This is a genomic window from Streptomyces sp. NPDC001339, from assembly GCF_042895955.1.
Classification (GTDB): Bacteria; Actinomycetota; Actinomycetes; order Streptomycetales; family Streptomycetaceae; genus Streptomyces.
This window is the reverse complement of record NZ_JBIAWT010000002.1, coordinates 337,265-360,726: the sequence shown is the minus strand read 5'-3', so window position 1 is coordinate 360,726 and position 23,462 is coordinate 337,265. Positions and strand designations below refer to the sequence as shown.

The 23,462-nt window shown below is 71.9% G+C and carries 22 protein-coding genes; 2 read left to right on the top strand and 20 right to left on the bottom strand.

Annotated elements, in window-relative coordinates:
* Positions 1-31 precede the first annotated feature (31 nt).
* A complete protein-coding gene (fmt, locus tag ACFY12_RS06850; protein ID WP_390714674.1) occupies positions 32-970 on the bottom strand; it encodes a methionyl-tRNA formyltransferase in 939 nt (312 codons plus the stop codon).
* Between the two features lie 251 nt (positions 971-1,221).
* On the opposite strand from fmt, the gene ACFY12_RS06845 reads away from it, so the two are divergent.
* A complete protein-coding gene (locus ACFY12_RS06845) occupies positions 1,222-1,791 on the top strand; it encodes a hypothetical protein (protein ID WP_390714673.1) in 570 nt (189 codons plus the stop codon).
* Positions 1,792-1,878: 87 nt separating this feature from the next.
* Here ACFY12_RS06845 and ACFY12_RS06840 read toward each other — a convergent pair whose 3' ends face one another.
* The 14 genes from ACFY12_RS06840 to pyrR form a co-directional block, all read right to left on the bottom strand.
* Positions 1,879-4,011 carry a primosomal protein N' gene (locus tag ACFY12_RS06840; protein WP_390714672.1) on the bottom strand — a complete coding sequence of 711 codons (2,133 nt, stop codon included), beginning with the start codon at positions 4,009-4,011 and terminating at the stop codon, positions 1,879-1,881.
* A 117-nt stretch (positions 4,012-4,128) separates the two neighbouring features.
* Positions 4,129-5,352 carry a methionine adenosyltransferase gene (gene metK, locus ACFY12_RS06835; RefSeq protein ID WP_390714671.1) on the bottom strand — a complete coding sequence of 408 codons (1,224 nt, stop codon included), beginning with the start codon at positions 5,350-5,352 and terminating at the stop codon, positions 4,129-4,131.
* Positions 5,353-5,606: 254 nt separating this feature from the next.
* The gene (gene coaBC / locus ACFY12_RS06830) at positions 5,607-6,854 is read right to left on the bottom strand and encodes a bifunctional phosphopantothenoylcysteine decarboxylase/phosphopantothenate--cysteine ligase CoaBC (protein ID WP_390714670.1); all 1,248 of its coding nucleotides are present in this window, start codon (positions 6,852-6,854) and stop codon (positions 5,607-5,609) included.
* A gap of 121 nt (positions 6,855-6,975) precedes the next feature.
* A complete protein-coding gene (gene rpoZ, locus ACFY12_RS06825) occupies positions 6,976-7,248 on the bottom strand; it encodes a DNA-directed RNA polymerase subunit omega (RefSeq protein WP_390714669.1) in 273 nt (90 codons plus the stop codon).
* 119 nt (positions 7,249-7,367) lie between these two features.
* Entirely contained in the window at positions 7,368-7,988 is a 621-nt protein-coding gene (gmk, locus tag ACFY12_RS06820) for a guanylate kinase (RefSeq protein ID WP_390714668.1), read from the bottom strand.
* Positions 7,989-8,026: 38 nt separating this feature from the next.
* Positions 8,027-8,350 carry an integration host factor gene (locus ACFY12_RS06815; protein WP_066927922.1) on the bottom strand — a complete coding sequence of 108 codons (324 nt, stop codon included), beginning with the start codon at positions 8,348-8,350 and terminating at the stop codon, positions 8,027-8,029.
* Positions 8,351-8,558: 208 nt separating this feature from the next.
* A complete protein-coding gene (gene pyrF, locus ACFY12_RS06810; protein ID WP_390714667.1) occupies positions 8,559-9,407 on the bottom strand; it encodes an orotidine-5'-phosphate decarboxylase in 849 nt (282 codons plus the stop codon).
* Complete coding sequence (locus ACFY12_RS06805) at positions 9,404-10,513, bottom strand: quinone-dependent dihydroorotate dehydrogenase (RefSeq protein ID WP_390714666.1); 1,110 nt, start codon at positions 10,511-10,513, stop codon at positions 9,404-9,406. Before ACFY12_RS06805 ends, pyrF begins: the two co-directional genes overlap by 4 nt.
* Positions 10,514-10,627: 114 nt before the next feature.
* On the bottom strand, positions 10,628-13,936 hold the full coding sequence (gene carB / locus ACFY12_RS06800) for a carbamoyl-phosphate synthase large subunit (RefSeq protein WP_390714665.1): 3,309 nt from the start codon (positions 13,934-13,936) through the stop codon (positions 10,628-10,630).
* Complete coding sequence (carA, locus tag ACFY12_RS06795) at positions 13,929-15,074, bottom strand: glutamine-hydrolyzing carbamoyl-phosphate synthase small subunit (RefSeq protein ID WP_390714664.1); 1,146 nt, start codon at positions 15,072-15,074, stop codon at positions 13,929-13,931. Before carA ends, carB begins: the two co-directional genes overlap by 8 nt.
* Positions 15,071-15,703: a hypothetical protein gene (locus ACFY12_RS06790; RefSeq protein ID WP_390714663.1), complete on the bottom strand. Its 633-nt coding sequence runs from the start codon at positions 15,701-15,703 to the stop codon at positions 15,071-15,073. Before ACFY12_RS06790 ends, carA begins: the two co-directional genes overlap by 4 nt.
* Complete coding sequence (locus tag ACFY12_RS06785) at positions 15,700-16,986, bottom strand: dihydroorotase (RefSeq protein ID WP_390714662.1); 1,287 nt, start codon at positions 16,984-16,986, stop codon at positions 15,700-15,702. The genes ACFY12_RS06790 and ACFY12_RS06785 overlap by 4 nt, the downstream gene beginning before the upstream one ends.
* Positions 16,987-16,992: 6 nt before the next feature.
* A complete protein-coding gene (locus tag ACFY12_RS06780) occupies positions 16,993-17,970 on the bottom strand; it encodes an aspartate carbamoyltransferase catalytic subunit (RefSeq protein WP_390714661.1) in 978 nt (325 codons plus the stop codon).
* Positions 17,971-18,076: 106 nt separating this feature from the next.
* Positions 18,077-18,676 carry a bifunctional pyr operon transcriptional regulator/uracil phosphoribosyltransferase PyrR gene (pyrR, locus tag ACFY12_RS06775; protein ID WP_390714660.1) on the bottom strand — a complete coding sequence of 200 codons (600 nt, stop codon included), beginning with the start codon at positions 18,674-18,676 and terminating at the stop codon, positions 18,077-18,079.
* Positions 18,677-18,895: 219 nt separating this feature from the next.
* Here pyrR and bldD point away from each other — a divergent pair, with 219 nt between their 5' ends.
* A complete protein-coding gene (gene bldD, locus ACFY12_RS06770) occupies positions 18,896-19,396 on the top strand; it encodes a transcriptional regulator BldD (RefSeq protein ID WP_066927940.1) in 501 nt (166 codons plus the stop codon).
* A gap of 264 nt (positions 19,397-19,660) precedes the next feature.
* Here the strand turns inward: bldD and nusB are convergent, their stop codons facing one another.
* The 5 genes from nusB to aroQ all read right to left on the bottom strand — a co-directional run bounded on the left by nusB (position 19,661) and on the right by aroQ (position 23,461).
* Positions 19,661-20,101 (bottom strand): transcription antitermination factor NusB, encoded by a 441-nt coding sequence (gene nusB / locus ACFY12_RS06765; RefSeq protein ID WP_390714659.1) that lies wholly within the window; start codon positions 20,099-20,101, stop codon positions 19,661-19,663.
* Between the two features lie 2 nt (positions 20,102-20,103).
* Positions 20,104-20,670 carry an elongation factor P gene (efp, locus tag ACFY12_RS06760; protein ID WP_390714658.1) on the bottom strand — a complete coding sequence of 189 codons (567 nt, stop codon included), beginning with the start codon at positions 20,668-20,670 and terminating at the stop codon, positions 20,104-20,106.
* Positions 20,671-20,735: 65 nt separating this feature from the next.
* Positions 20,736-21,842 (bottom strand): aminopeptidase P family protein, encoded by a 1,107-nt coding sequence (locus ACFY12_RS06755; RefSeq protein ID WP_390714657.1) that lies wholly within the window; start codon positions 21,840-21,842, stop codon positions 20,736-20,738.
* An 87-nt stretch (positions 21,843-21,929) separates the two neighbouring features.
* Positions 21,930-22,781, bottom strand: a complete 852-nt coding sequence (locus ACFY12_RS06750) for a Pro-rich N-terminal domain-containing protein (protein ID WP_390714656.1) — start codon at positions 22,779-22,781, stop codon at positions 21,930-21,932.
* Between the two features lie 239 nt (positions 22,782-23,020).
* Positions 23,021-23,461: a type II 3-dehydroquinate dehydratase gene (gene aroQ, locus ACFY12_RS06745; protein ID WP_390714655.1), complete on the bottom strand. Its 441-nt coding sequence runs from the start codon at positions 23,459-23,461 to the stop codon at positions 23,021-23,023.
* Position 23,462 lies beyond the last annotated feature (1 nt).

Below are 23,462 nucleotides of genomic sequence, written 5' to 3'. Positions count from 1 at the left end.
TGGGCCCAGACGCGGGCCCTGGGGCCGGTCGTCAGTCGCCCAGCCGCTCCCCCGCCGCGATGCGGACGCCGCGGGCCCAGTCCGCCGCCTTCATCGGCTTCTTGCCCTGCGGCTGGACCCAGAGCGGTTCGACCGGGTGGCTCCCCGTACCGACGTACACCGCCTTCTTCGTGACGGCCAGTTCGCCGGGCGCGAGGCCGGGTCCGGTGTGGTCGGCGGCGGGGGTGGCGGACATCAGCTTGAGGCGCTCGCCGCGGAAGAGTGTCCAGGCGCCGGGCGCGGGCGCGCAGGCGCGGATCAGCCGGTCGACGCGGAGCGCCGGCGCCGTCCAGTCCACCTTGGCGTCCTCGACCTCGATCTTCGGGGCGAGGGTGACGCCGTCGGCCGGCTGCGGGACGGCCTTGAGGGTGCCGTCCTCGATACCGTCCATCGTCGCGACGAGCAGCCCGGAGCCGGCGAACGCCAGCCGGGTGAGCAGATCGCCGCTGGTGTCCGTCGGCCGGACCTCCTCGGTCAACACCCCATAGACCGGGCCGGAGTCCAGCCCCTCCTCGATCTGGAAGGTCGAGGCTCCGGTCACCTCGTCGCCCGCGAGCACGGAGTGCTGCACGGGCGCCGCGCCGCGCCAGGCGGGCAGCAGCGAGAAGTGCAGATTCACCCACCCCTTCGCGGGGATGTCGAGCGCGGCCTTCGGCAGCAGCGCGCCGTAGGCGACCACCGGGCAGCAGTCCGGCGCGATCTCCCGCAGCCGGTCGAGGAAGTCCTCGTCGCGCGGCCTGGCGGGCTTGAGCACCTCGATGCCGGCCTCCTCGGCGCGCTCCGCGACGGGGCTGGCGACCAGCCGCCGGCCGCGCCCGGCGGGCGCGTCGGGCCGGGTCACGACGGCCACGACCTCGTGCCGGTCCGAGGCGATCAGGGCATCGAGGGCGGGTACGGCGACCTCGGGGGTGCCGGCGAAGACAAGCCTCATGGGTGGCGATCTACCTCTCACACGCAGCGGAACGACGGACCAGTCTAGGGGCCTTGGCCCAGGCCGCGGCGGTGCACCCAGGGGGCGTACGACATTTCCCGCGCCTCGTACGGAAGCTCGTACGCCCCCATACCGTGACCAGAGCCGCTGCTGTTGCGTTGGTCAAGCAGCATTGACCTACGACCGGGCCGCTTTGGCGGCCCGCTCGCTTTCACCGATACCTTTTCCACGCCGGTTCGAGAGGCTTGCTCATGGCCGACCACGCAACCCACGACGCCCAGGCGCGCGCCAGCCTGCATCTCCTGGTGCGGGACATCGAGCGGGTCCGCCGGCAGGTGGACGCACTGCGCACGCTGACCGCTCAGCTCGGCAACGTCTACCGGCCGCGGCGTACGGGCCCCTCAGCGGGCTTCGTCGTCTACGGACGCGCGCCCGCGCCGACCGTGCGTCTTGCCCAGGAGCTACGGGACAGCGTCGAGACCCTCGTCACCGCCGCGGTCGACTTCGACCGCTCGCTGGGGTTCTCGTGGGACGCGGTGGGCTCGGCGCTCGGCGTCACCAAGCAGGCGGTGCACCGCCGTTACGGCGCCCGCAGGGCGACCACACAGCCGGCTGCCGACAGCGGCGGCGAGTCGGCGGTACGGACGGCGGAGCCTCCGGCGGCCCCGGCGTCCGCCTCGTCCCGCGCGGTGACGATGGCCTCGGGCCTGCCGGGCACACCGTCCGTCCCCGCCGCCCGCTCCATGCCCACCCAGCCCTCGGGCGCGTCCCGCGACGAACCGACCCGCCCGGGCGCCTTCCCCGGCCCCCGCAACGGCTGACCCGCTCCCCCCTTGGGGAGACGACGGACTTCCGGCGCAGGCCCCTGGACAGGCCCTGGCCCGGCCCTAGTGCCCTTCTGACGGGCCCTAGCCCAGGTCCAGCGGATCGATCCGTACCCGTACCGCCTCCCCCTCCCGCTTGACCAGGCGGGCCACGCGCGCCGCCTTGAGCGCCGCGGCGAGGGCCGCACCCTGGCCGGGGCGGACCCGTACGAGCGCGCGTTCCCACTCTTCGCCCGGTGGTGGATCACCCGGGCGGCGCGGTCGCCCGGGGTCCGGGACCGGTAGCGGAACCGGACCCAGCACCTCTGCTCCCGCCGGGAGTTCGGCGGTTCGCAACAGCTCGGCCACGTCCTCGCCACGGCCGGCCACCGAGGCCATCCGGGACACCGGAGGGAACCCCAGCTCGGCCCGTTCGGCCAGTTCGCGGAGCGCGTGGCCCGCCGGATCCCAGCGCACCAGCGCCTGCACCGGACGGAGTGTGGGTTCCGCGATCACCGCGACCGTGCCGCCCGCCGCCTGGCCCCGGACCAGCGCGGCGGCGGCCAGCCAGCGACGCAGCGCCTCCTCCCCGGCCCGCAGGTCCGGCCGCCCTAGCAGCGCCCAGCCGTCCAGCAGCAGCGCGGCCGCGTACCCCTCGCCCTCGGCCACCGGCTCGGCTCCGGGGGTGCTCACCACGAGGGCGGGCGCGGCGGGCACCGTCGTCAGGACGTGGTCGCGCCCGGACGTACGCACCGGGACCGCCGGGAACGCCCGGCCCAGCTCCTCCGCCGTCCGCCGGGCGCCCACGACCTGGGCCCGCAGCCGCCCGCCGCCGCACTCGCCGCAGTGCCAGCCGGGCTCCGCCCGTCCGCACCACACACAGCTCAACTCACCCGCCCCCGGCGCCTGGAGCGGTCCGGCGCAGGCCCGGCAGCGGGCGGGCGTACGGCACCGCTCACACGCCAGCCGGGGTGCGTAGCCACGGCGCGGCACCTGGACCAGGACCGGCCCGCTGCGGAGCGCGTCCCGCACCAGCTGCCAGGCCATGGTCGGCAGCCGGGCGGCCCGCGCGGCGGCGTCCCGGGCCTCGTCGCCGTCGCCGACCGTACGGACCAACGGCGCGGCGGCCCGGACCTGTTCCCGGTCCGCCGCCAGCGGGCGCGCCCAGCCCGACTCGACCAGCTGCGCCGCCTCGACCGTGCAGCCCAGTCCGCCGAGCAGGAACCCGGACCGCTCGGTCACCGACCGCTGGATGAGCACTTCCCGGGCATGCGGCTGGGGTGCGTGCGGATCGCTGTGGCTGGCGTCGCCGTCGTCCCACAGCGCCACCAGTCCGAGGTCGGCGACCGGCGCGAACATCGCCGCCCGGGTCCCGACGACCCCGCGCACCGCGCCGCGGCTCACCGCCAGCCAGCGCCGGTACCGCTCCTCGGGCCCGGCGTCGGCGGTCAGCAGCACATGACGGCCCTCTCCGATCAGCTCGCGGAGCGCCGTGTCGACCCGCGCCGCGGCCCGTCCGTCCGGCACCACCACCAGCGCTCCGCGGCCGCCCGCCAGCGCCGCGGCCGCCGCCCGCGCCAGCTCCTGCGGCCAGGTCGGCCCCGGCAGCGCCGTCCACACCGCCCGCGGCGCGTCCCCCCGCGCCAGCGCCGCCAGGAACCCGGCTCCGGCTCCGTAACGTGACCAACTCCCCACTTCAGGAGGCGCGTTGGGCGGCAAGGGGGCGGGCGACGGCTTGGCCTCGGCGCGCGCCCGGCGCGGCGGCACCGCCAGCTGCACCACATCGGCCAGGGTCCCCGCGTAGCGGTCCGCCACCGCCCGGCACAGCGCCAGCAGCTCCGGCGACAGCACCCGTTCCGGCGACAGCACCTGCGCGATCGGCGCCAGCACCCCCCGGTAGTCGCTCTGTGCCGCCCGCTCCACGACGAACCCGCTGACCAGCTTTCCCCCTTCCCGCCGGCCCCCCTTCTCCCCGGCCCCGAACCGCACCCGCACCCGCACCCCGGGCTGCGCCTCGGCGTCCATCGCCGCGGGTACGGCGTAGTCGAAGAACCGGTCCAGGTGCACCAGTCCCTTGTCCACCAGCACCCGCGCCACCGGCAGCTCCGCCGCGAGCTCGGCCCCCCGCCACGTCCGCGGCCTGGCCCGCTCCTCCTTGCGCTCCCGCACGGCCTCCCGGATCAGCGCCAGCTGCTCCCCGGCCTCCGATGCCTCCGCCCGCCCGTTCTCCCTGCTCACAGCATCAGTCTTAGCAGACGGGACCGACAGCCGACGGGGTGCTGTGGACAGCCCACGGCCCCGGACCGTCGAACGGTCCGGGGCCGGGTCGGATCAAACGGCAGCGGTTTACGCGGCTTACAGCCCCGCGGCCTTCTTCAGGGCGTCCACGCGGTCGGTGCGCTCCCAGGTGAAGTCCTCCAGCTCACGGCCGAAGTGGCCGTAAGCGGCGGTCTGGGCGTAGATCGGGCGGAGCAGGTCGAGGTCGCGGATGATCGCGGCCGGACGGAGGTCGAAGACCTCGGAGATGGCCTGCTCGATCTTGTCGGTCTCGACGGCGTTGGTGCCGAAGGTCTCGACGAAGAGCCCGACCGGCTCGGCCTTGCCGATGGCGTAGGCGACCTGGACCTCGCAGCGCGAGGCGAGGCCGGCGGCGACGACGTTCTTGGCGACCCAGCGCATCGCGTAGGCGGCCGAGCGGTCGACCTTGGACGGGTCCTTGCCGGAGAAGGCACCGCCGCCGTGGCGGGCCATACCGCCGTAGGTGTCGATGATGATCTTGCGGCCGGTGAGGCCGGCGTCGCCCATCGGGCCGCCGATCTCGAAGCGTCCGGTCGGGTTGACCAGCAGGCGGTAGCCGTCGGTGTCCAGCTTGATGCCGTCCTCGACGAGCTGGTTGAGGACGTGCTCGACGACGAACTCGCGGATGTCGGGCGCGAGGAGGGAGTCGAGGTCGATGTCGGAGGCGTGCTGCGACGAGACCACGACGGTGTCGAGGCGGACGGCCTTGTGGCCGTCGTACTCGATGGTGACCTGGGTCTTGCCGTCGGGGCGCAGGTAGGGGATGGTCCCGTTCTTGCGGACCTCGGAGAGGCGCTTGGACAGCCGGTGCGCGAGGTTGATCGGGAGCGGCATCAGCTCCGGCGTCTCATCGCACGCGTAGCCGAACATCAGGCCCTGGTCACCGGCGCCCTGCCGGTCCAGCTCGTCCGCGTCCTCACCTGCGGCGGCACCCTCGACACGGAACTCGTGCGCGGTGTCGACACCCTGGGCGATGTCCGGGGACTGCGCACCGATGGAGACCGAGACGCCGCAGGACGCGCCGTCGAAGCCCTTCTTGGACGAGTCGTAACCGATCTCCAGGATCTTGTTACGGACGAGGTTGGGGATGTCGGCGTACGCCTTGGTCGTCACCTCACCGGCCACATGCACCAGGCCGGTGGTGATCAGCGTCTCGACGGCGACCCGGGAGGTCGGGTCCTCCTTGAGGAGCGCGTCGAGGATGGTGTCGCTGATCTGGTCAGCGATCTTGTCGGGGTGGCCCTCGGTGACGGACTCCGAGGTGAACAGGCGGCGGGACACATCGCTCCCTGGGGTTGCAGCGGCTGCTGGCTGATCATTGGCGGAAGGGCCGAGAGCTGCGCTCGGCCCGATCCACTCGCCAGTTTATCGGTCGTCTGTGGCGTTCGGGCACATGGTCTCGATTTATCGACCCCCCGTGACCTGGGACACCACGCAGTACGGTAGGACGATCACCTTGATCATGGGACGGGGTCAAGGGGGCGCGCCGCCTTTTGCGGGGCCGACAGGGTGAAAAAGGCGCGGGGAGACGGGGCTCAGGGACGGGTATCGGCCATTCGGGGCACCACCAGGTCCCAGACCCGGTCGGCGAGCGCTTCCTTGGGGCCGTACGGGACCGGGGTCTCGGTGCCGTCGGCCGCCAGGACGACCGCCTCGTTCTCGGCCGAGCCGAACGCCTTGTGTTCACCGACCTCATTGACGACCAGCAGGTCACAGCCCTTGCGGGCGAGTTTGGCCCGGCCGTTGGCGAGCACGTCGTCGGTCTCGGCGGCGAAGCCCACGACGACCTGCCCGGGGCGGGCCCGGTCGGCGGAGAGCTCGGCGAGGATGTCCGGATTCCGGACCAGCATGACCGGCTCGGGCTCCTGGCCGTCGATCTTCTTGATCTTGCCGGTGGTGTAGACGGCGGGCCGGAAGTCGGCGACGGCCGCGGCCATGACCACCGCGTCGGCGTCCGCGGCGGCCTTCAGCACGGCCTCACGGAGCTGACGCGCGGTGCCGACCGGGACCACGTCCACACCGGCCGGGTCGGGCAGCTCGGTGTTGCCCGCGATCAGGGTGACCCGGGCGCCGCGCGCGGCCGCGGTGGCGGCGAGCGCGTAGCCCTGCTTGCCGGAGGAGCGGTTGCCCAGATAGCGCACGGGGTCCAGCGGCTCGCGGGTGCCGCCGGCGGTGACCACGACATGACGGCCGGCGAGGTCCTGCGCGGAAGCGCCGTCGGCTCCCCTCGCCAGGACCCGTCGGCAGAGCGCGAAGATCTCGACCGGGTCGGGGAAGCGCCCCTTGCCGGTGTCGGCGCCGGTCAGCCGGCCGACCGCGGGCTCGACGACGAACGCGCCGCGGCGGCGCAGGGTGGCGACGTTCTCCTGGGTGGCCGGGTGCTCCCACATCTCGGTGTGCATCGCCGGGGCGAAGACCACCGGACAGCGCGCGGTGAGCAGGGTGTTGGTCAGCAGGTCGTCGGCGAGGCCGTGGGCGGCCTTTGCCAGGATGTCGGCGGTGGCGGGGGCCACGACCACCAGGTCGGCGGCCTGGCCGATGCGGACGTGCGGGACCTCGTGGACGGACTCCCAGACCTCGGTGCCGGCCGGGTTGCCGGACAGCGCCGACCAGGTCGCCTCGCCGACGAAGTGGAGGGCGGAGGCGGTGGGGACGACCCGTACGTCGTGCCCGGACTCGGTCAGCCGGCGCAGCAGCTCGCAGGCCTTGTAGGCGGCGATACCGCCGCTGACCCCCAGGACGACCCTGGGCCGCCGCTCCCGCTCCTGTTCCCGCTTGTCCATCGCTTCCCCGCTCCCCGAGCTCAGGTCCGTACGCCGGTGTGCCCCGATGGCACGCCTGTCCCTATGACACACCAAGGGCCCGGCGGAAGCTCCGCCGGGCCCTTGGTGCATGCCGTGCCGGTCAGTGAGCCGGGCCCTCGATGGACTCGGAGGTCAGCAGACCCGCGTTGATCTCGCGGAGCGAGATCGAGAGGGGCTTCTCGTGGACGTGGGTGTCGACGAGCGGGCCGACGTACTCGAGCAGGCCCTCGCCGAGCTGCGAGTAGTACGCGTTGATCTGGCGCGCACGCTTGGCGGCGTAGATCACAAGGCTGTACTTCGAGTCGGTGGCCTCGAGCAGCTCATCAATGGGCGGGTTGATGATGCCCTCGGGTGCGGTGATGGAAGAGGACACTCTCTGCCTTCCGGTTGCGATCCTTGCGATCCCACGAAATTGCGATCATTGCGTTCCCACGACGAAACGCTGAGGTGCGTCGATCGTCGGCGATCCGGGAGCCGGGGGACATCCCTGCGTCAGCCGCTGATGTCCCCGTCCCCAGATCGATGCAGCATCAAGGCTAGCAGCTCACGGCTGACGTCCTCGACGGAGGTGTTGACGAGCGTCACATCGAACTCCTTCTCCGCGGCCAGCTCGACCCGGGCGGCCTCCAGGCGGCGCTCGATGACCTCGGGCGCCTCCGTGCCCCGGCCGGTGAGCCGGCGGACCAGCTCCTCCCAGCTCGGCGGGGCCAGGAAGACCAGGTGGGCGTCGTCCATGGACTCCCGGACCTGGCGGGCGCCCTGCAGGTCGATCTCCAGCAGGACGGGCTCGCCGGCGTCCAGCCGGTCCAGCACCGCCTGGCGGGGCGTGCCGTAGCGGTTGCCCGCGAACTCGGCCCATTCGAGCAGCTCACCGTTGGCGACGAGCTTGTCGAACTCCTCGTCGTCGACGAAGAAGTACTGGACGCCGTGCCGCTCCCCGGGCCGCGGCTTGCGGGTGGTCGCCGAGACCGAGAGCCAGACCTCGGGGTGGACCTTGCGCATATGCGCGACGACCGTGCTCTTGCCGACCCCGGAGGGGCCGGAGAGCACGGTCAGTCGCGGTCGTCTGGCCGGGGGCGCGGGGGTCGTCCCCCGGGAGACTGCTGAACTCATGCAGCGATTATTCCAGCTTCCCGGCGATGCCGGAAAATTCAGGAACCGGTGCTGCCGAACTCCTTCTCCAGCGACGCGATCTGGTTGGAGCCGAGGCCCCGGACGCGGCGGCTCTCGGAGATCCCCAGCCGCTCCATGATCTGCTTGGCGCGGACCTTGCCGACGCCCGGCAGGGACTCCAGGAGGGCGGAGACCTTCATCTTGCCGATGACGTCGTTCTTCTGGCCCTGCTGGATGACCTCGTGCAGGGAGGCACCGGAGTGCTTGAGCCGATTCTTGACCTCGGCGCGCTCCCGGCGAGCCGCGGCGGCCTTCTCGAGCGCGGCTGCGCGCTGTTCAGGGGTAAGGGGCGGAAGAGCCACGCCTACGTCACCTCGGATGTCGAACTGTCGGATTACGGACCGGTTGTGGAACCTAGTCGCCCCACACCTGCGGAGCAACGAGCAACGCGCTTGCACGCGGTGCTCTCGTCGGAGACTAGCGGCCGATCGCGCCAGAGTCAGCGAGAACAGCGGAAAAGTCCTGGTCAGACTCTGCTGACCAGGACAATTCGGGACCAAACGCCCCGCCTTACGGTGCTTGATCCACCGCGGTGCGCACCTCGGCGGTGAATCGGTCCGCCGCGGAACGGAGCCCCGCGGCGTCCGGACCGTGCCGCAGCACCCCCCGGCTGACGCTCGGGACGACGTTGCGCACGGCGTTCCCGAAGACGGTGGGGAGGTCGGCGGGGGTGGCGCCCTGGGCGCCGATGCCGGGTGCCAGCAGCGGGCCGTTGATCGCCAGGTCGAACGAGGAGAGATCGCCGAGCGTGGCGCCGACGACCGCGCCGAAGGAGCCCAGCGGCTCGGCGCCGGCGTTCTCGGCGGTGAGGTGGCCCAGCATGGTCGCCCCGATGGTCCGGCCGTCCTCGCGCACCGCCCGCTGCACCTCCGCGCCCTCCGGGTTGGAGGTGAGGGCGAGGACGAACAGCCCGGCGCCGCTCTCCCGGGCCAGGTCGACGGCCGGCCGCAGGGAACCGTAGCCGAGGTACGGGGAGACCGTCAGGGCGTCCGAGAACAGCGGCGAGTCCGGGTGCAGGAAAGCTTCGGCGTAGGCGGCCATGGTCGAGCCGATGTCCCCGCGCTTGGCGTCCATCACGACCAGGGCACCGCGCTCGCGGGCCTCGGCGACGGCGGTCTCCAGGACGGCGAGGCCGCGCGAGCCGAAGCGTTCGAAGAACGCCGCCTGCGGTTTGAAGACCGCGACCCGCTCGCCGAGCGTCTCGACGACGGTGCGGGTGAAGCGGGCCAGGCCGGCGATGTCGTCGTTCAGGCCCCAGTCGGCCAGCAGCGAGGCGTGCGGGTCGATGCCGACGCAGAGCGGGCCGCGCTCGTCCATGGCGCGGCGCAGGCGCGCCCCGAAGGGCTCCAGGGGACTCATGCGGTCACCTTCCGGTGCTCGGCGCCGACCGCGTCGGCGAGGGTGGCGTACGGGCTGTCGCGCAGCCGCTCGGCGAGGCCCTGGTGGATCGTCCGGCACCAGAACGGCCCCTGGTAGATGAAGGCGCTGTAGCCCTGGACGAGGGTGGCGCCGGCCAGGATGCGCTGCCAGGCGTCCTCGGCGGTCTCGATGCCGCCCACGCCGATCAGGGTGATCCGGTCGCCGACACGGGCGTAGAGGCGGCGCAGCACCTCCAGGGAGCGCTCCTTGAGGGGCGCGCCGGACAGGCCGCCGGTCTCGGCGGTCAGCTCCGGGCCGGAGACCAGGCCGAGGCCCTCGCGGGCGATGGTGGTGTTGGTGGCGATGATGCCGTCCAGGCCGAGCTCGACGGCGAGGTCGGCGACCGCGTCCACGTCCTCGTCGGCCAGGTCGGGGGCGATCTTGACCAGCAGCGGGACGCGACGGTCGGTGACGGTCCGGTCGGCGGCCTCGCGGACGGCGGTGAGCAGCGGCCGCAGCGCCTCGGTGGCCTGGAGGTTGCGCAGGCCGGGGGTGTTCGGCGACGAGACGTTCACGACCAGGTAGTCGGCGTGCCGGGCCAGCCGTTCGGTGGACTTCACGTAGTCGGCGGCGGCCTCGGCCTCCGGGACGACCTTGGTCTTGCCGATGTTGACGCCCACGACGGTCCGGAAGACCGGGTTGCGGACGGCCAGCCGGGCGGCGACGGAGGCCGAGCCCTCGTTGTTGAAGCCCATGCGGTTGATCAGCGCGCGGTCCGGTACGAGCCGGAAGAGGCGTTTCTTGGGGTTGCCGGGCTGCGGCTCGCCGGTGACCGTACCGATCTCGACGTGGTCGAAGCCGAGCATCGCCATCCCGTCGACCGCGGCGGCGTTCTTGTCGAAGCCGGCGGCCAGGCCGAACGGGCCGTGCATCCGCAGGCCGAGCGCCTCGGTGCGCAGTTCGCGGTGGCGGGGGGCGAGCAGCGCCGCGAGGAACGTGCGGAGCACGGGGACGCGGGCGGCACGGCGGATCCAGCGGAAGGCCAGGTGGTGGGCGCGCTCGGGGTCCATGCGCCGGAAGACGAGCCGGAAGAAGAGCTGGTACATAGACGGGTCCTCGGTAGGTCCTCAGTGGATCCTCAGGGGGTCCTGAGTGGGTCCTGAGTGGGTCCTCATGAGGAGGGGGACACCGGTACCGGTGTCCCCCTCGCTCGTGGGCTGCTAGTCGCGGGCCGCGGTCAGGTGCTCCGCATGTTCCTGGAGCGACCTGACACCCACATCGCCGCGGTTCATGGCCTCGATGCCCTGGACGGCGGCCGCGAGGGCCTGGACCGTGGTCAGGCAGGGCACGGAACGGGCCACCGCCGCGGTGCGGATGTCATAGCCGTCCAGCCGGCCGCCGGTGCCGTAGGGGGTGTTGACGATCAGGTCGACCTGGCCGTCGTGGATCAGCTGGACGATGGTCTTCTCACCGTTCGGGCCCTCGCCCTCGGACTGCTTGCGCACCACGGTGGCGTTGATGCCGTTGCGGCGCAGCACCTCGGCGGTGCCGGAGGTGGCCAGCAGCTCGAAGCCGTGCGCGACGAGCTCACGCGCCGGGAAGATCATCGAGCGCTTGTCGCGGTTGGCGACGGAGACGAACGCGCGGCCCTTGGTGGGCAGCGCCCCGTAGGCGCCGGACTGTGACTTGGCGTAGGCGGTGCCGAAGACCGAGTCGATGCCCATGACCTCGCCGGTGGAGCGCATCTCCGGGCCGAGGACGGTGTCCACCCCGCGGCCCGAGGCGTCGCGGAACCGCGACCAGGGCATGACGGCTTCCTTGACGGAGATCGGCGCGTCCAGCGGCAGAGTGCCGCCGTCGCCGGTCTTCGGCAGCATGCCCTCGGCGCGCAGCTCGGCGATGGTGGCGCCGAGCGAGATCCGGGCGGCGGCCTTGGCCAGCGGCACCGCGGTGGCCTTCGAGGTGAAGGGCACCGTACGGGAGGCGCGCGGGTTGGCCTCCAGGACGTAGAGGATGTCCCCGGCCATCGCGAACTGGATGTTGATCAGTCCGCGGACGCCGACGCCCTTGGCGATGGCCTCGGTCGAGGCCCGCAGCCGCTTGATGTCGAAGCCGCCGAGGGTGATCGGGGGCAGGGCGCAGGCGGAGTCGCCGGAGTGGATACCGGCCTCCTCGATGTGCTCCATGACGCCGCCGAGGTAGAGCTCGTGGCCGTCGTAGAGCGCGTCCACGTCGATCTCGATGGCGTCGTCGAGGAACCGGTCGATGAGGACGGGGTGCTCGGAGATCAGCCCCGCGTGCCGCTGAAGGTACTCGCCGAGCGACGGCTCGTCGTAGACGATCTCCATACCGCGGCCGCCGAGCACGTACGAGGGGCGGACCATGACGGGGTAACCGATCCCGGCGGCGATGGCCTTGGCCTCGTCGAAGGAGAAGGCGGTGCCGTACTTGGGGGCCGGAAGTCCGGCCTCGGTCAGCACCCGGCCGAACGCGCCGCGCTCCTCGGCGAGGTCGATCGCCTCGGGCGAGGTGCCCACGATCGGTACACCGTTGTCCTTGAGCGCCTGTGCCAGGCCCAGCGGGGTCTGCCCGCCGAGCTGGACGATGACGCCGGCGACCGGGCCCGCCTGGGTCTCGGCGTGCACGATCTCCAGAACGTCCTCCAGGGTGAGCGGCTCGAAGTAGAGCCGGTCGGAGGTGTCGTAGTCGGTGGAGACGGTCTCCGGGTTGCAGTTGACCATCACCGTCTCGTAGCCGGCGTCGCTGAGCGCGAACGAGGCGTGGACGCAGGAGTAGTCGAACTCGATGCCCTGGCCGATGCGGTTGGGGCCGGAGCCGAGGATGATCACGGCCGGCTTCTCGCGCGGGGCGACCTCGGTCTCCTCGTCGTAGGACGAGTAGAAGTACGGGGTCCGGGCGGCGAACTCGGCGGCGCAGGTGTCGACGGTCTTGTAGACGGGGCGGATGCCGAGGGCGTGCCGGACCTCGCGGACGACGTCCTCGCGCAGCCCGCGGATCGCCGCGATCTGGGCGTCGGAGAAGCCGTAGCGCTTTGCTTCCGCAAGGATCTGAGGGCCGATCTTGTCGACGGCGGCGATCTCGTCGGCGAGCTCCTTGACGAGGAAGAGCTGGTCGACGAACCACGGGTCGATCTTCGTGGCGTCGAAGACCTCCTGCGGGGTGGCGCCGGCCCGGATCGCCCGCATCACGGTGTTGATCCGGCCGTCGGTGGGGACCTGGGCGAGCTCCAGCAGCTCCGCCTTGTCGCCCGGGGCGGTGACGAAGTCGAACTGGCTGCCCTTCTTCTCCAGCGAGCGCAGCGCCTTCTGCAGCGCCTCGGGGAAGTTCCGGCCGATGGCCATGGCCTCGCCGACCGACTTCATGGTGGTGGTGAGAGTGGCGTCGGCGGCCGGGAACTTCTCGAAGGCGAAGCGCGGCACCTTGACGACGACGTAGTCGAGGGTCGGCTCGAAGGACGCCGGCGTCTGCTCGGTGATGTCGTTGGGGACCTCGTCGAGGGTGTAGCCGATGGCGAGCCGGGCGGCGATCTTCGCGATCGGGAATCCGGTGGCCTTGGAGGCGAGCGCCGAGGAGCGCGAGACCCGCGGGTTCATCTCGATGACGATGACCCGGCCGTCCTCGGGGTTGACCGCGAACTGGATGTTGCAGCCGCCGGTGTCCACCCCGACCTCGCGGATCACCTCGATACCGATGTCCCGCAGGATCTGGTACTCGCGGTCGGTGAGCGTCATGGCCGGCGCGACGGTGATCGAGTCGCCGGTGTGCACACCCATCGGGTCGAAGTTCTCGATGGAGCAGACGACCACGACGTTGTCGTGCTTGTCCCGCATCAGCTCCAGCTCGTACTCCTTCCAGCCGAGGATGGACTCCTCCAGGAGCACCTCGGTGGTCGGGGAGAGCGTCAGGCCCTGGCCGGCGATCCGGCGCAGCTCCTCCTCGTCGTGGGCGAAGCCGGAGCCGGCACCGCCCATGGTGAAGGAGGGGCGGACGACGACCGGGTAGCCGCCGAGCTCCGCGACGCCCTTGAGGACGTCGTCCATGGAGTGGCAGATGACCGAGCGGGCCGACTCGCCGTGCCCGATGCGGGCGTTGACGGCCGCCACGACCTCCTTGAACTGGTCGCGGTCCTCGCCCTTGTGGATCGCCTCGACGTTGGCGCCGATCAGCTCCACGCCGTACTTGGTGAGGGTGCCGGCCTCGTGCAGCGAGATGGCCGTGTTCAGGGCCGTCTGACCGCCGAGGGTGGGCAGGAGCGCGTCCGGGCGCTCCTTGGCGATGATCTTCTCGACGAACTCGGGGGTGATCGGCTCGACGTAGGTGGCGTCGGCGATCTCCGGGTCGGTCATGATCGTCGCCGGGTTGGAGTTCACCAGGATGACGCGCAGGCCCTCGGACTTGAGGACCCGGCAGGCCTGGGTACCGGAGTAGTCGAACTCGGCGGCCTGCCCGATGACGATCGGGCCGGAGCCGATGACCAGGACGGACTGGATATCGGTGCGCTTAGGCACGCTGGCCCTCCATGAGCTGTACGAAGCGGTCGAAGAGGTACGCGGCGTCGTGCGGGCCGGCGGCCGCCTCGGGGTGGTACTGGACGCTGAAGGCCGGCTGGTCGAGCAGCTGGAGGCCCTCCACCACGTTGTCGTTGAGGCAGACGTGGGAGACCTCGGCGCGGCCGTAGGGGGTGTCGGAGACCTGATCGAGCGGGGCGTCGACGGCGAAACCGTGGTTGTGCGCGGTGATCTCGACCTTGCCGGTCGTACGGTCCTGCACCGGCTGGTTGATCCCGCGGTGCCCGTACTTGAGCTTGTACGTGCCGAAGCCCAGCGCGCGGCCGAGGATCTGGTTGCCGAAGCAGATGCCGAACAGCGGGGTCCTGCGGGAGAGCACCTCGCGCATGACAGACACGGCGTGGTCGGCGGTGGCCGGGTCACCCGGGCCGTTGGAGAAGAACACGCCGTCGGGGCCGACCGCGTAGACGTCCTCGGCGGTCGCGGTCGCGGGCAGCACATGCACCTCGATGCCGCGCTCCGCCATGCGGTGCGGCGTCATGCCCTTGATGCCCAGGTCGATCGCGGCGACGGTGAACTTCTTCGTCCCGATCGCCGGGACGACGTACGCCTCCTTGGTGGCCACCTCGGCGGAGAGGTCGGCGCCCTGCATCTCGGGGGCCTGGCGCACCTCGGCGAGCATGGTGCCCTCGTCGGGCAGCGCGTTGCCGGAGAAGATGCCGACGCGCATGGCGCCCTGTTCCCGCAGGTGGCGGGTGAGCGCCCGGGTGTCGATGCCGCTGATGCCGACGACGCCCTGGGTGCGCAGCTCCTCGTCGAGGGAGCGCTGGGCCCGCCAGTTGGAGGGCACGCGGGCGGGGTCGCGGACGACGTAGCCGGCGACCCAGATCCGCTGCGACTCGGGGTCCTCGTCGTTCACACCGGTGTTGCCGATGTGCGGGGCGGTCATCACGACGACCTGGCGGTGGTACGACGGGTCGGTGAGGGTCTCCTGGTAGCCGGTCATGCCGGTGTTGAACACGGCCTCGCCGAAGGTCACGCCCGTGGCCCCGTAGGCGCGGCCCCGGAAGGTCCGGCCGTCCTCCAGGACGAGAACGGCGGGAACCCTGGCGGCTCCCCTGGTGCTGGAGGTCGTCATCGTGCGCCTTCCGTCGTGTGGATCAGGTGGTTCAGGGCGTCGGCCCATGCGGTGTGGTCGGCCGCGCGGTCGGAGCGGAATCCGGAGTCGATCAGCTTGTCGCCGTGCTCCCAGGTCACGACCAGGAGGCCGCCCTCGGTGAGGACCTTGCCGGCGATGCCCTTGTCGAGCCGTGCCTCGCGCAGCTGCGCGGCCGGCACGAAGAAGTCGGTCGCGCCGGGCCGGACCACGTCCAGGCCCTGGTCGGTGAGGGTGAGCTCGACCCGGCTGCGGGTGCCCAGACCGCGGGCGACGATCCGGTCGAGCCACTGCCCGGCGGTGGTCGAGCCGTGGTAGCGGCCGCTGAGCGTCAGCCGGGGCTCGCCCAGGTCATCGGGCATTCCAGGCAGCGGCGGCTTGCCGCCTCCGGCAAGGGTGGTGGTGGGCGACGGGCGGGCGGGCAGCTCCGGCAGATCGCCCTGGAGGGTGCCGCGCCACTTCCAGCCCTGGCGCATCAGCCAGTAGATGAAGGCGACGAAGACCAGGAGGCCGACGACCCAGCCGAGGCGGGCCGCCCAGTCGGTGACCGGTGCGGACCGCTGTGCTTCGGCCAGCTGCGCTTCGGCCAGAAGGATGAGTGGAGACGTCACGCCAGCTTCCCGTCGACGAGCGTTGCGCGGCCCCGCAGGAAGGTGTGGGTGACCCGGCCCGGCAGCTCACGGCCCTCGTACGGGGTGTTGCGGCTCCGCGAGGCGAAGCCCGCGGGGTCCACCTCTCCACGGTAAGCGGAATCGACCAGGGTGAGGTTGGCCGGCTCACCCGCCGCGATGGGCCGGCCGTGCCCGGCGGCCCGGCCGATCTGCGCGGGCTTGAAGGACATCCGGTCCGCGACGTCCGCCCAGGTCAGCAGGCCCGTCTCGACCATCGTCGCCTGGACGACCGACAGCGCGGTCTCCAGGCCGACCATGCCCATGGCGGCCGCGGCCCACTCGCAGTCCTTGTCCTCGTGCGGGTGCGGGGCGTGGTCGGTGGCGACGATGTCGATGGTGCCGTCGGCGAGCGCCTCGCGCAGGGCCATGACATCGCGCTCGGTGCGCAGCGGCGGGTTGACCTTGTAGACGGGGTTGTAGGTGCGCACCATCTCGTCGGTCAGGAGGAGGTGGTGCGGGGTGACCTCGGCGGTCACGTCGATACCGCGGGACTTGGCCCAGCGGACGATCTCGACGGAGCCGGCGGTGGACAGGTGGCAGATGTGCACCCGTGAGCCGACGTGCTCGGCGAGCAGCACATCGCGGGCGATGACCGACTCCTCGGCGACGGCCGGCCAGCCGCCCAGCCCCAGCTCGGCGGAGACCACGCCCTCGTTCATCTGGGCGCCCTCGGTCAGCCGCGGCTCCTGGGCGTGCTGGGCGACGACACCGCCGAAGGCCTTCACGTACTCCAGGGCACGGCGCATGATCACGGCGTCGTCGACGCACTTGCCGTCGTCGGAGAAGACGGTGACCCCGGCGGCGGACTCGTGCATGGCGCCGAGTTCGGCGAGCTTCCGGCCCTCCAGGCCGACCGTCACGGCGCCGATGGGCTGTACATCGCAGTAGCCGGACTCCTGGCCGAGCCGGTAGACCTGCTCGACGACGCCCGCGGTGTCGGCGACCGGGAAGGTGTTGGCCATGGCGAAAACGGCGGTGTAGCCGCCGCTCGCCGCGGCGCGGGTGCCGGTGAGGACGGTCTCGGAGTCCTCGCGGCCGGGCTCGCGCAGGTGGGTGTGGAGGTCGACGAGCCCGGGCAGCAGGATCTTCCCCGCCGCCTCGACGACGGTCGCGTCACCGGCCTCGATGCCCGTACCGACCCGGTCGATCGTCTCGCCGTCGATCAGCACGTCCTGCGGCTCGCCACCGAGCACCTTCGCACCGCGGATCAGAATCTTGCTCATGGTTCTTTACTTCTCCTCGGTACGGGGGTGGGAGGCGGCCGGCTCGTTGCCGCCCAGGAGCAGGTAGAGGACGGCCATCCGGATGGACACCCCGTTGGCCACCTGCTCGACGGCCGTGCAGCGGCCGGAGTCGGCGACCTCGGCGGTGATCTCCATACCGCGGACCATCGGGCCGGGGTGCATCACGACGGCGTGCTCGGGCATCCGCGCCATCCGGTCGCCGTCCAGGCCGTAGCGGCGCGAGTACTCGCGCTCGGTGGGGAAGAACGCGGCGTTCATCCGCTCGCGCTGCACCCGCAGCATCATCACGGCGTCGGACTTGGGCAGCGTGCTGTCGAGGTCGTACGCCACCTCGCACGGCCAGGTCTCGACGCCGACCGGTACGAGGGTGGGCGGCGCGACGAGGGTGACCTCGGCGCCGAGGGTGTGCAGCAGGTCGACGTTGGAGCGGGCGACGCGGCTGTGGAGCACATCGCCGACGATCGTGATGCGCTTGCCGCCGAGGTCCTGGCCGAGGCCGGCGTCCGGGCCGATGAGGCGGCGGCGCATGGTGAAGGCGTCGAGCAGGGCCTGGGTGGGGTGCTGGTGGGTGCCGTCGCCGGCGTTGATGACGGGGGCGTCGATCCAGCCGGAGGTGGCGAGCCGGTAGGGGGCCCCGGAGGCGCTGTGCCGGATGACGACGGCGTCGACGCCCATCGCCTCCAGGGTCTGGGCGGTGTCCTTGAGGGACTCGCCCTTGGAGACGCTGGACCCCTTGGCGGCGAAGTTGATCACGTCCGCCGAGAGGCGCTTCTCGGCGGCCTCGAACGAGATCCGGGTCCGGGTCGAGTCCTCGAAGAACAGATTGCAGACGGTGCGTCCGCGCAGGGTGGGGAGCTTCTTGATCGGCCGGTCCGCGACCCGGGCCATCTCCTCGGCGGTGTCGAGGATCAGGACGGCGTCGTCACGGGTGAGGTCGGCGGCCGAGATGAGGTGACGCTTCATCCGGTTTTCTCCGTGGGTGAAGGATCCGAGAGTGGAGGGGTACGGGGCGTGTCCGCCGGGCGGGCATGCCTGCGGGCCCGGGGTCACCGGGTCCGCCGGGGGTGGGCTAGCGCCCGCCGGCCGGGGCGGATTCCTTGGCGCCGAGCAGCACGGCGTCCCGGCCGTCCTCCTCGGTGAGCTGGACCTTGACCGCCTCCCGCAGTGACGTGGGGAGGTTCTTGCCGACGTAGTCGGCGCGGATCGGCAGCTCGCGGTGGCCGCGGTCGACGAGGACCGCGAGCTGTACGGCGCGCGGACGGCCGATGTCGTTCAGGGCGTCGAGTGCGGCGCGGATCGTGCGGCCGGAGAAGAGCACGTCATCGACGAGCAGGACGAGCCGGCCCTCGATGCCGTCGGCGGGGATCTCCGTGCGGGCGAGCGCACGGGCCGGGCCCAGCCGCAGGTCATCGCGGTACATGGTGATGTCGAGCGAGCCGACCGGGACCGTGCGGCCGGTGATCTCCGCCAGCTTGGCGGCCAGCCGCCGGGCGAGGAAGACGCCACGGGTGGGGATCCCCAGGAGCACCACGTCGTCCGCGCCCTTGGCACGCTCGACGATCTCGTGGGCGATCCGGGTGAGCATGCGCGCGATGTCCGGGCCTTCGAGCACCGGTCGCGCGGGGAGCCGAGCGCTCGCGTCGGAACCGCTGGAACTGTTCGTGTCCATACGAAACGGACCTCCTTCTCCGCCTCACGGGACGGTCTTAAAGGACGTCGGAATTACGCAGTCAGGTTACCAGGAGCCCCGTCAGGACCCGTCCGCACCCCTGACGGGTGAGGGTCTGGCCCATTCCGCTTGACGAAGTCAGATTACGCTGCGTAACCTCACAGTGAGTTACCAGCCCGCGGCTGAGCCGCATTATCGACACAGCGTCCGGGGAGCCTTATGTCCAGCGAATACGCCAAACAGCTCGGGGCCAAGCTCCGCGCCATCCGCACCCAGCAGGGCCTCTCCCTCCACGGCGTCGAGGAGAAGTCCCAGGGCCGGTGGAAGGCCGTGGTGGTGGGTTCGTACGAGCGCGGCGACCGCGCCGTGACCGTGCAGCGTCTCGCCGAGCTCGCTGACTTCTACGGCGTTCCGGTGCAGGAACTGCTGCCGGGTACGACACCGGGCGGTGCGGCCGAGCCGCCGCCGAAGCTCGTGCTCGACCTGGAGCGCCTGGCCACCGTCCCGCAGGAGAAGGCCGGCCCGCTGCAGCGCTACGCCGCCACGATCCAGAGCCAGCGCGGTGACTACAACGGCAAGGTGCTCTCGATCCGCCAGGACGACCTGCGCACCCTTGCCGTGATCTACGACCAGTCGCCCTCGGTGCTGACCGAGCAGCTCATCAGCTGGGGCGTGCTGGACGCCGACGCCCGCCGCGCGGTGACGCACGAGGAGATCTGACCGGCCTCTCGCCGCACCCGCGGATCAGCCGCAGTCCGCCTGCAGACCACTGCAGAAACGTACCGCCGCCTCGGACTTCCGGGGCGGCGGTTTCGTCTGCTCAGCCGGTAGAACCGGTATCCGTCAAGGGCGGACGACATCGGACGAGGAGCGCGGGGAGCGCGAGGAGGGGCGGGAACGGCCCTCGGCGGCTCTCTGCGGGCATACGAACGGGCCCGGAGGGGATGGAAACCTCCGGGCCCGTTCGCACGCTCTGTCGGGCGTCTACCGCGTTTCGGGCTCGCGCCGCAGACCGGGCTTCAGCTCCTTGAGCCGGCCGAGGAGGCCGTTGACGAACGCCGGGGAGTCGTCCGTGGAGAACTCCTTGGCGAGCTGCACGGCCTCGTCGATCGCCACCGCGTCCGGCGTGGCGTCCACCCAGACCAGCTCATAGGCACCCAGCCGCAGGATCGAGCGGTCGGCCGCCGGCATCCGGTCCAGGTCCCAGTCGACGGCATAGGTGGAGATCAGCTCGTCGATGCGGGCGATGTGCTCCGCATAGCCCTCGACCAGCTGCAGGGTGTACTCGTTCACCGGCGGCTGCCGGGGGTCAGTCCGGGCGTGGCGCATCCAGTCCGCCAGCACGGACTGCACGTCGGCGCCGCGCTGATCGGCCTCGAAGAGGATCTGGAAGGCGCGCTTACGGGCCTTGCTACGGGCTGACACGGTTAGCTGGTCACCCGGCCGAGGTAGTCGCTCGTACGGGTGTCGACCTTGATCTTCTCGCCCGTGGTGATGAAGAGCGGCACCTGGATCTGGTAGCCGGTCTCCAGGGTGGCGGGCTTGGTGCCGCCGGTGGAGCGGTCGCCCTGGACGCCCGGCTCGGTCTCCTGGATCGTCAGCTCGACGGCGGCCGGCAGCTCGACGAAGAGGACCTCGCCCTCGTGCTGCGCGACGGTCGCCTCGAAGCCCTCGATGAGGAAGTTGGCGGCGTCGCCGACCGTCTTGCGGTCGATGTGCAGCTGGTCGTAGGTCTCCATGTCCATGAAGACGAAGTAGTCGCCGTCCATGTAGGAGAACTGCATGTCACGCTTGTCGACGGTGGCCGTCTCGACCTTCACGCCGGCGTTGAAGGTCTTGTCCACCACCTTGCCGGAGAGCACGTTCTTGAGCTTGGTGCGGACGAAGGCCGGGCCCTTGCCGGGCTTGACGTGCTGGAACTCGACGACGGACCACAGCTGGCCGCCGTCGAGCTTGAGCACCATGCCGTTCTTGAGGTCGTTCGTGGATGCCACGGTTGCGGAATCTCCTGGACTGCAGGTGGTGGGACCGGGAGGCGCGCCCACCGAGCCGCTCCGGCTCAGAGTGCGAGCAGCTCCTTGGTCGTGATCGTGAGTAGCTCGGGCCCGCCGTCCGCATCGGGACGGACGACGAGTGTGTCGTCGATCCGGACACCCCCACGGCCCGGGATGTGAACCCCCGGCTCGACGGTGACCGGCACGCAAGCGTCCAGTTTACCCATGGCCGCCGGGGACAACTGCGGGTCCTCGTCGATTTCGAGTCCCACACCGTGCCCGGTCCACGCGCCGAGCCGCTCGCCGTACCCCGCGACGTCGAGTACATGGCGGGCCACCCGGTCCACCTCACGGCACTCCACACCCGGCGCGAGCGCCTCCCGTCCGGCCCGCTGGGCTGCGAAGACGAGGTCGTACAGCTCGATCTGCCAGTCCGAGGGGGTGGTGCCGATGACGAAGGTCCGGCCGATCTCGCAGCGGTAGCCGCGGTAGTTCGCGCCCAGGCCGACGCTGAGGAAGTCGCCCTCCTCGACCCGCCGGTCGGTGGGCAGGTGCCCGGGGCGGCCGGCGTTCGGCCCGGTCGCCACGGATGTGGGGAAGGCCGGGCCGTCCGCGCCGTGATCGACCAGGCGGCGCTCCAGTTCCAGCGCGAGATGCCGCTCGGTACGGCCCACCAGGATCGACTCCAGCAGCTCGCCCAGCGCCTGGTCGGCGATCTCGGCGGCGATCCGCAGGCAGGCGATCTCGTCGTCGTCCTTGACCAGCCGCTGCGCCTCGACCGCACACGCCAGGTCGGTCAGCCGCAGCCGCGGCGCGACCTGGGAGAGCGCCCGGTGCCGGGTGACGGTGAGGTGGTGCTCCTCGACGGCCAGGGTGTCGGCGCCGGCCCGTACGGCGAGATCGGCGCCGGCCACGACCGGGTCACCGTCGCGGGCGGGCAGCACCGAGACCCGTACGTCGTCGACCGGCCGGCCCTCGGACGGGTCGCCGCTCAGCGGACCGCCGCACAGCAGCACGTCCTCGCCCGGGCCCATCAGCAGGGCGGCGCCCGGCGGAGCGCAGCCGGTGAGGTAGCGGACGTTCGCCGGGCGCGAGATCAGGGCGCCGGTACTTCCGGTTGCGGCGCAGCGGTCGCGCAGCCGCGTGCGCCGGACCGCGTACAACTCGGACATATCGTCAGCGTACGGCCGCTCCCCCGGGGCGGCCGGTCGAGCGCCCCCGCCCGGGGGACCGCGGCGGACCGCCGGGGAACGTGGGCGCTACCAGCTGGGCGGGCTGGCGAGGGAACGGGCGACGACCTCGTCCAGGACCCGGACCGTGGTGGCGACATCGTGCTGGGAGTTGTCGATGATCGGCAGCCCCGAGCCGTACCAGCCGGCCATCCGGCCGTGGATCCTGGCGACCTCCTCGTCGGAGAGCCGGCGGTTGCCGGTCCGCCGGGCGTTCCGCTCCAGGACGATCTCCAGGCCGGGCAGCAGCACGATCGGCAGCAGGCCGGGCCCCACATGGCGCTTCCAGCCGCCGAGGCCGACCACCGGACGGTCCGGGAAGACGGCGTCGTCGAGGATGCAGGAGATGCCGTTGGCGAGGAAGTTACGGGCCGCGAAGCCGCAGGTGCGGCGGGCGAGGCGGTACTGGGCCTCGGAGTGGTCGTTCCAGCCGGACTGCGGATCGGCGAACCCGGCCCGGACCCATTCGCGGACGTCGTCGAGGCTGATGTGCGCGGTCGGCACCCGCCGGGTGTCGGCCCAGTGGCGCGCCACGCTGGTCTTGCCGGCGCCGGCCGGGCCGATCAGCAGCACCGCGACGGCCGCGTGCGCGGCGTCCGGCGCCGCGGCTCCGGCGGGCGGGCTGGGCAGCGGCACCGGGGCGCCCGCGGGCAGCCGGACATGGCCGGTGAGGTCCGCGGTGCTGTGGCCCGTGGGCGGCGCCTGCTGGGGGGCGGGCCCGTGCCAGCCGGGCTGGGGCGCGGGCGGCGGCGGAGCCGCGGGGGCCGGCGGGGTGCCGGGCACGGCGGGCCGTCCCGGGTGGGGCGGCCAGTGCATGGCGCCCCCGGTCCCTGATGCCTGCCCGTGGGGCGGCGGCAGCGGAGCCCCCACTGCGTACTGCATCAGGCGGCTCTCCGTCTCGTGCGGTCGACGTGGTGCGATAACCCACCGGCCTCGGGGGGCCGTTGTGCCCCTGATGGTACGTCCAGTGCTCCGGCGGGCAACGTCTGCCCGTCAAGGAGCGGCGCCCGGTACGGCATGAGGGCCCCGCGCCGTTCCGGCATGGGGCCCCGCGCCGTTCCGGCGTGGTGGGGAGTGCGTACCAGGCGCCGCGGAGATTCGTCAGAAGGGCCCTGAGCGCCCTAGTTGTTCAGCTCCTCGGCCAGCGCCCGGAGCGCCAGACGATACGAGCCGATGCCGAATCCGGCGACCGTACCGCTGGCGACGGCCGCGATGACCGAGGTGTGGCGGAACTCCTCCCGCGCGTACGGATTGGAGATGTGCACCTCGATGAGCGGGGCGGTGCGCTGGGCGGCCGCGTCCCGCAGGGCGTACGAATAGTGCGTGAAGGCACCGGGGTTGATGACGACCGGGATCGCGCCGTCGGCCGCCTCGTGCAGCCAGCGGACCATCTCCCCCTCGTCGTTGGTCTCCCGCACCTCGGCCGTGAAGCCCAGCTCGCCGCCGAGCCGGGTGCACTCCTCGACCAGCCCGGCGTACGAGGTGGCGCCGTAGACATCGGGCTCCCGGGAGCCCAGCCGCCCGAGATTGGGCCCGTTGAGGACCAGTACGCGTGTGGTCATG

Coding starts and splice junctions, on each gene's coding strand:
- coaBC (WP_390714670.1), bottom strand. CDS start 6,854: ATGGACAAGCGGGAACAGGAGCGGGAGCGGCGGCCCAGGGTCGTCCTG.
- ACFY12_RS06845 (WP_390714673.1), top strand. CDS start 1,222: ATGGCCGACCACGCAACCCACGACGCCCAGGCGCGCGCCAGCCTGCAT.
- carA (WP_390714664.1), bottom strand. CDS start 15,074: ATGACGACCTCCAGCACCAGGGGAGCCGCCAGGGTTCCCGCCGTTCTC.
- ACFY12_RS06805 (WP_390714666.1), bottom strand. CDS start 10,513: ATGTACCAGCTCTTCTTCCGGCTCGTCTTCCGGCGCATGGACCCCGAG.
- ACFY12_RS06750 (WP_390714656.1), bottom strand. CDS start 22,781: ATGCAGTACGCAGTGGGGGCTCCGCTGCCGCCGCCCCACGGGCAGGCA.
- bldD (WP_066927940.1), top strand. CDS start 18,896: ATGTCCAGCGAATACGCCAAACAGCTCGGGGCCAAGCTCCGCGCCATC.
- ACFY12_RS06755 (WP_390714657.1), bottom strand. CDS start 21,842: ATGTCCGAGTTGTACGCGGTCCGGCGCACGCGGCTGCGCGACCGCTGC.
- gmk (WP_390714668.1), bottom strand. CDS start 7,988: ATGAGTTCAGCAGTCTCCCGGGGGACGACCCCCGCGCCCCCGGCCAGA.
- ACFY12_RS06785 (WP_390714662.1), bottom strand. CDS start 16,986: ATGAGCAAGATTCTGATCCGCGGTGCGAAGGTGCTCGGTGGCGAGCCG.
- fmt (WP_390714674.1), bottom strand. CDS start 970: ATGAGGCTTGTCTTCGCCGGCACCCCCGAGGTCGCCGTACCCGCCCTC.
- pyrF (WP_390714667.1), bottom strand. CDS start 9,407: ATGAGTCCCCTGGAGCCCTTCGGGGCGCGCCTGCGCCGCGCCATGGAC.
- ACFY12_RS06780 (WP_390714661.1), bottom strand. CDS start 17,970: ATGAAGCGTCACCTCATCTCGGCCGCCGACCTCACCCGTGACGACGCC.
- aroQ (WP_390714655.1), bottom strand. CDS start 23,461: ATGACCACACGCGTACTGGTCCTCAACGGGCCCAATCTCGGGCGGCTG.
- pyrR (WP_390714660.1), bottom strand. CDS start 18,676: ATGGACACGAACAGTTCCAGCGGTTCCGACGCGAGCGCTCGGCTCCCC.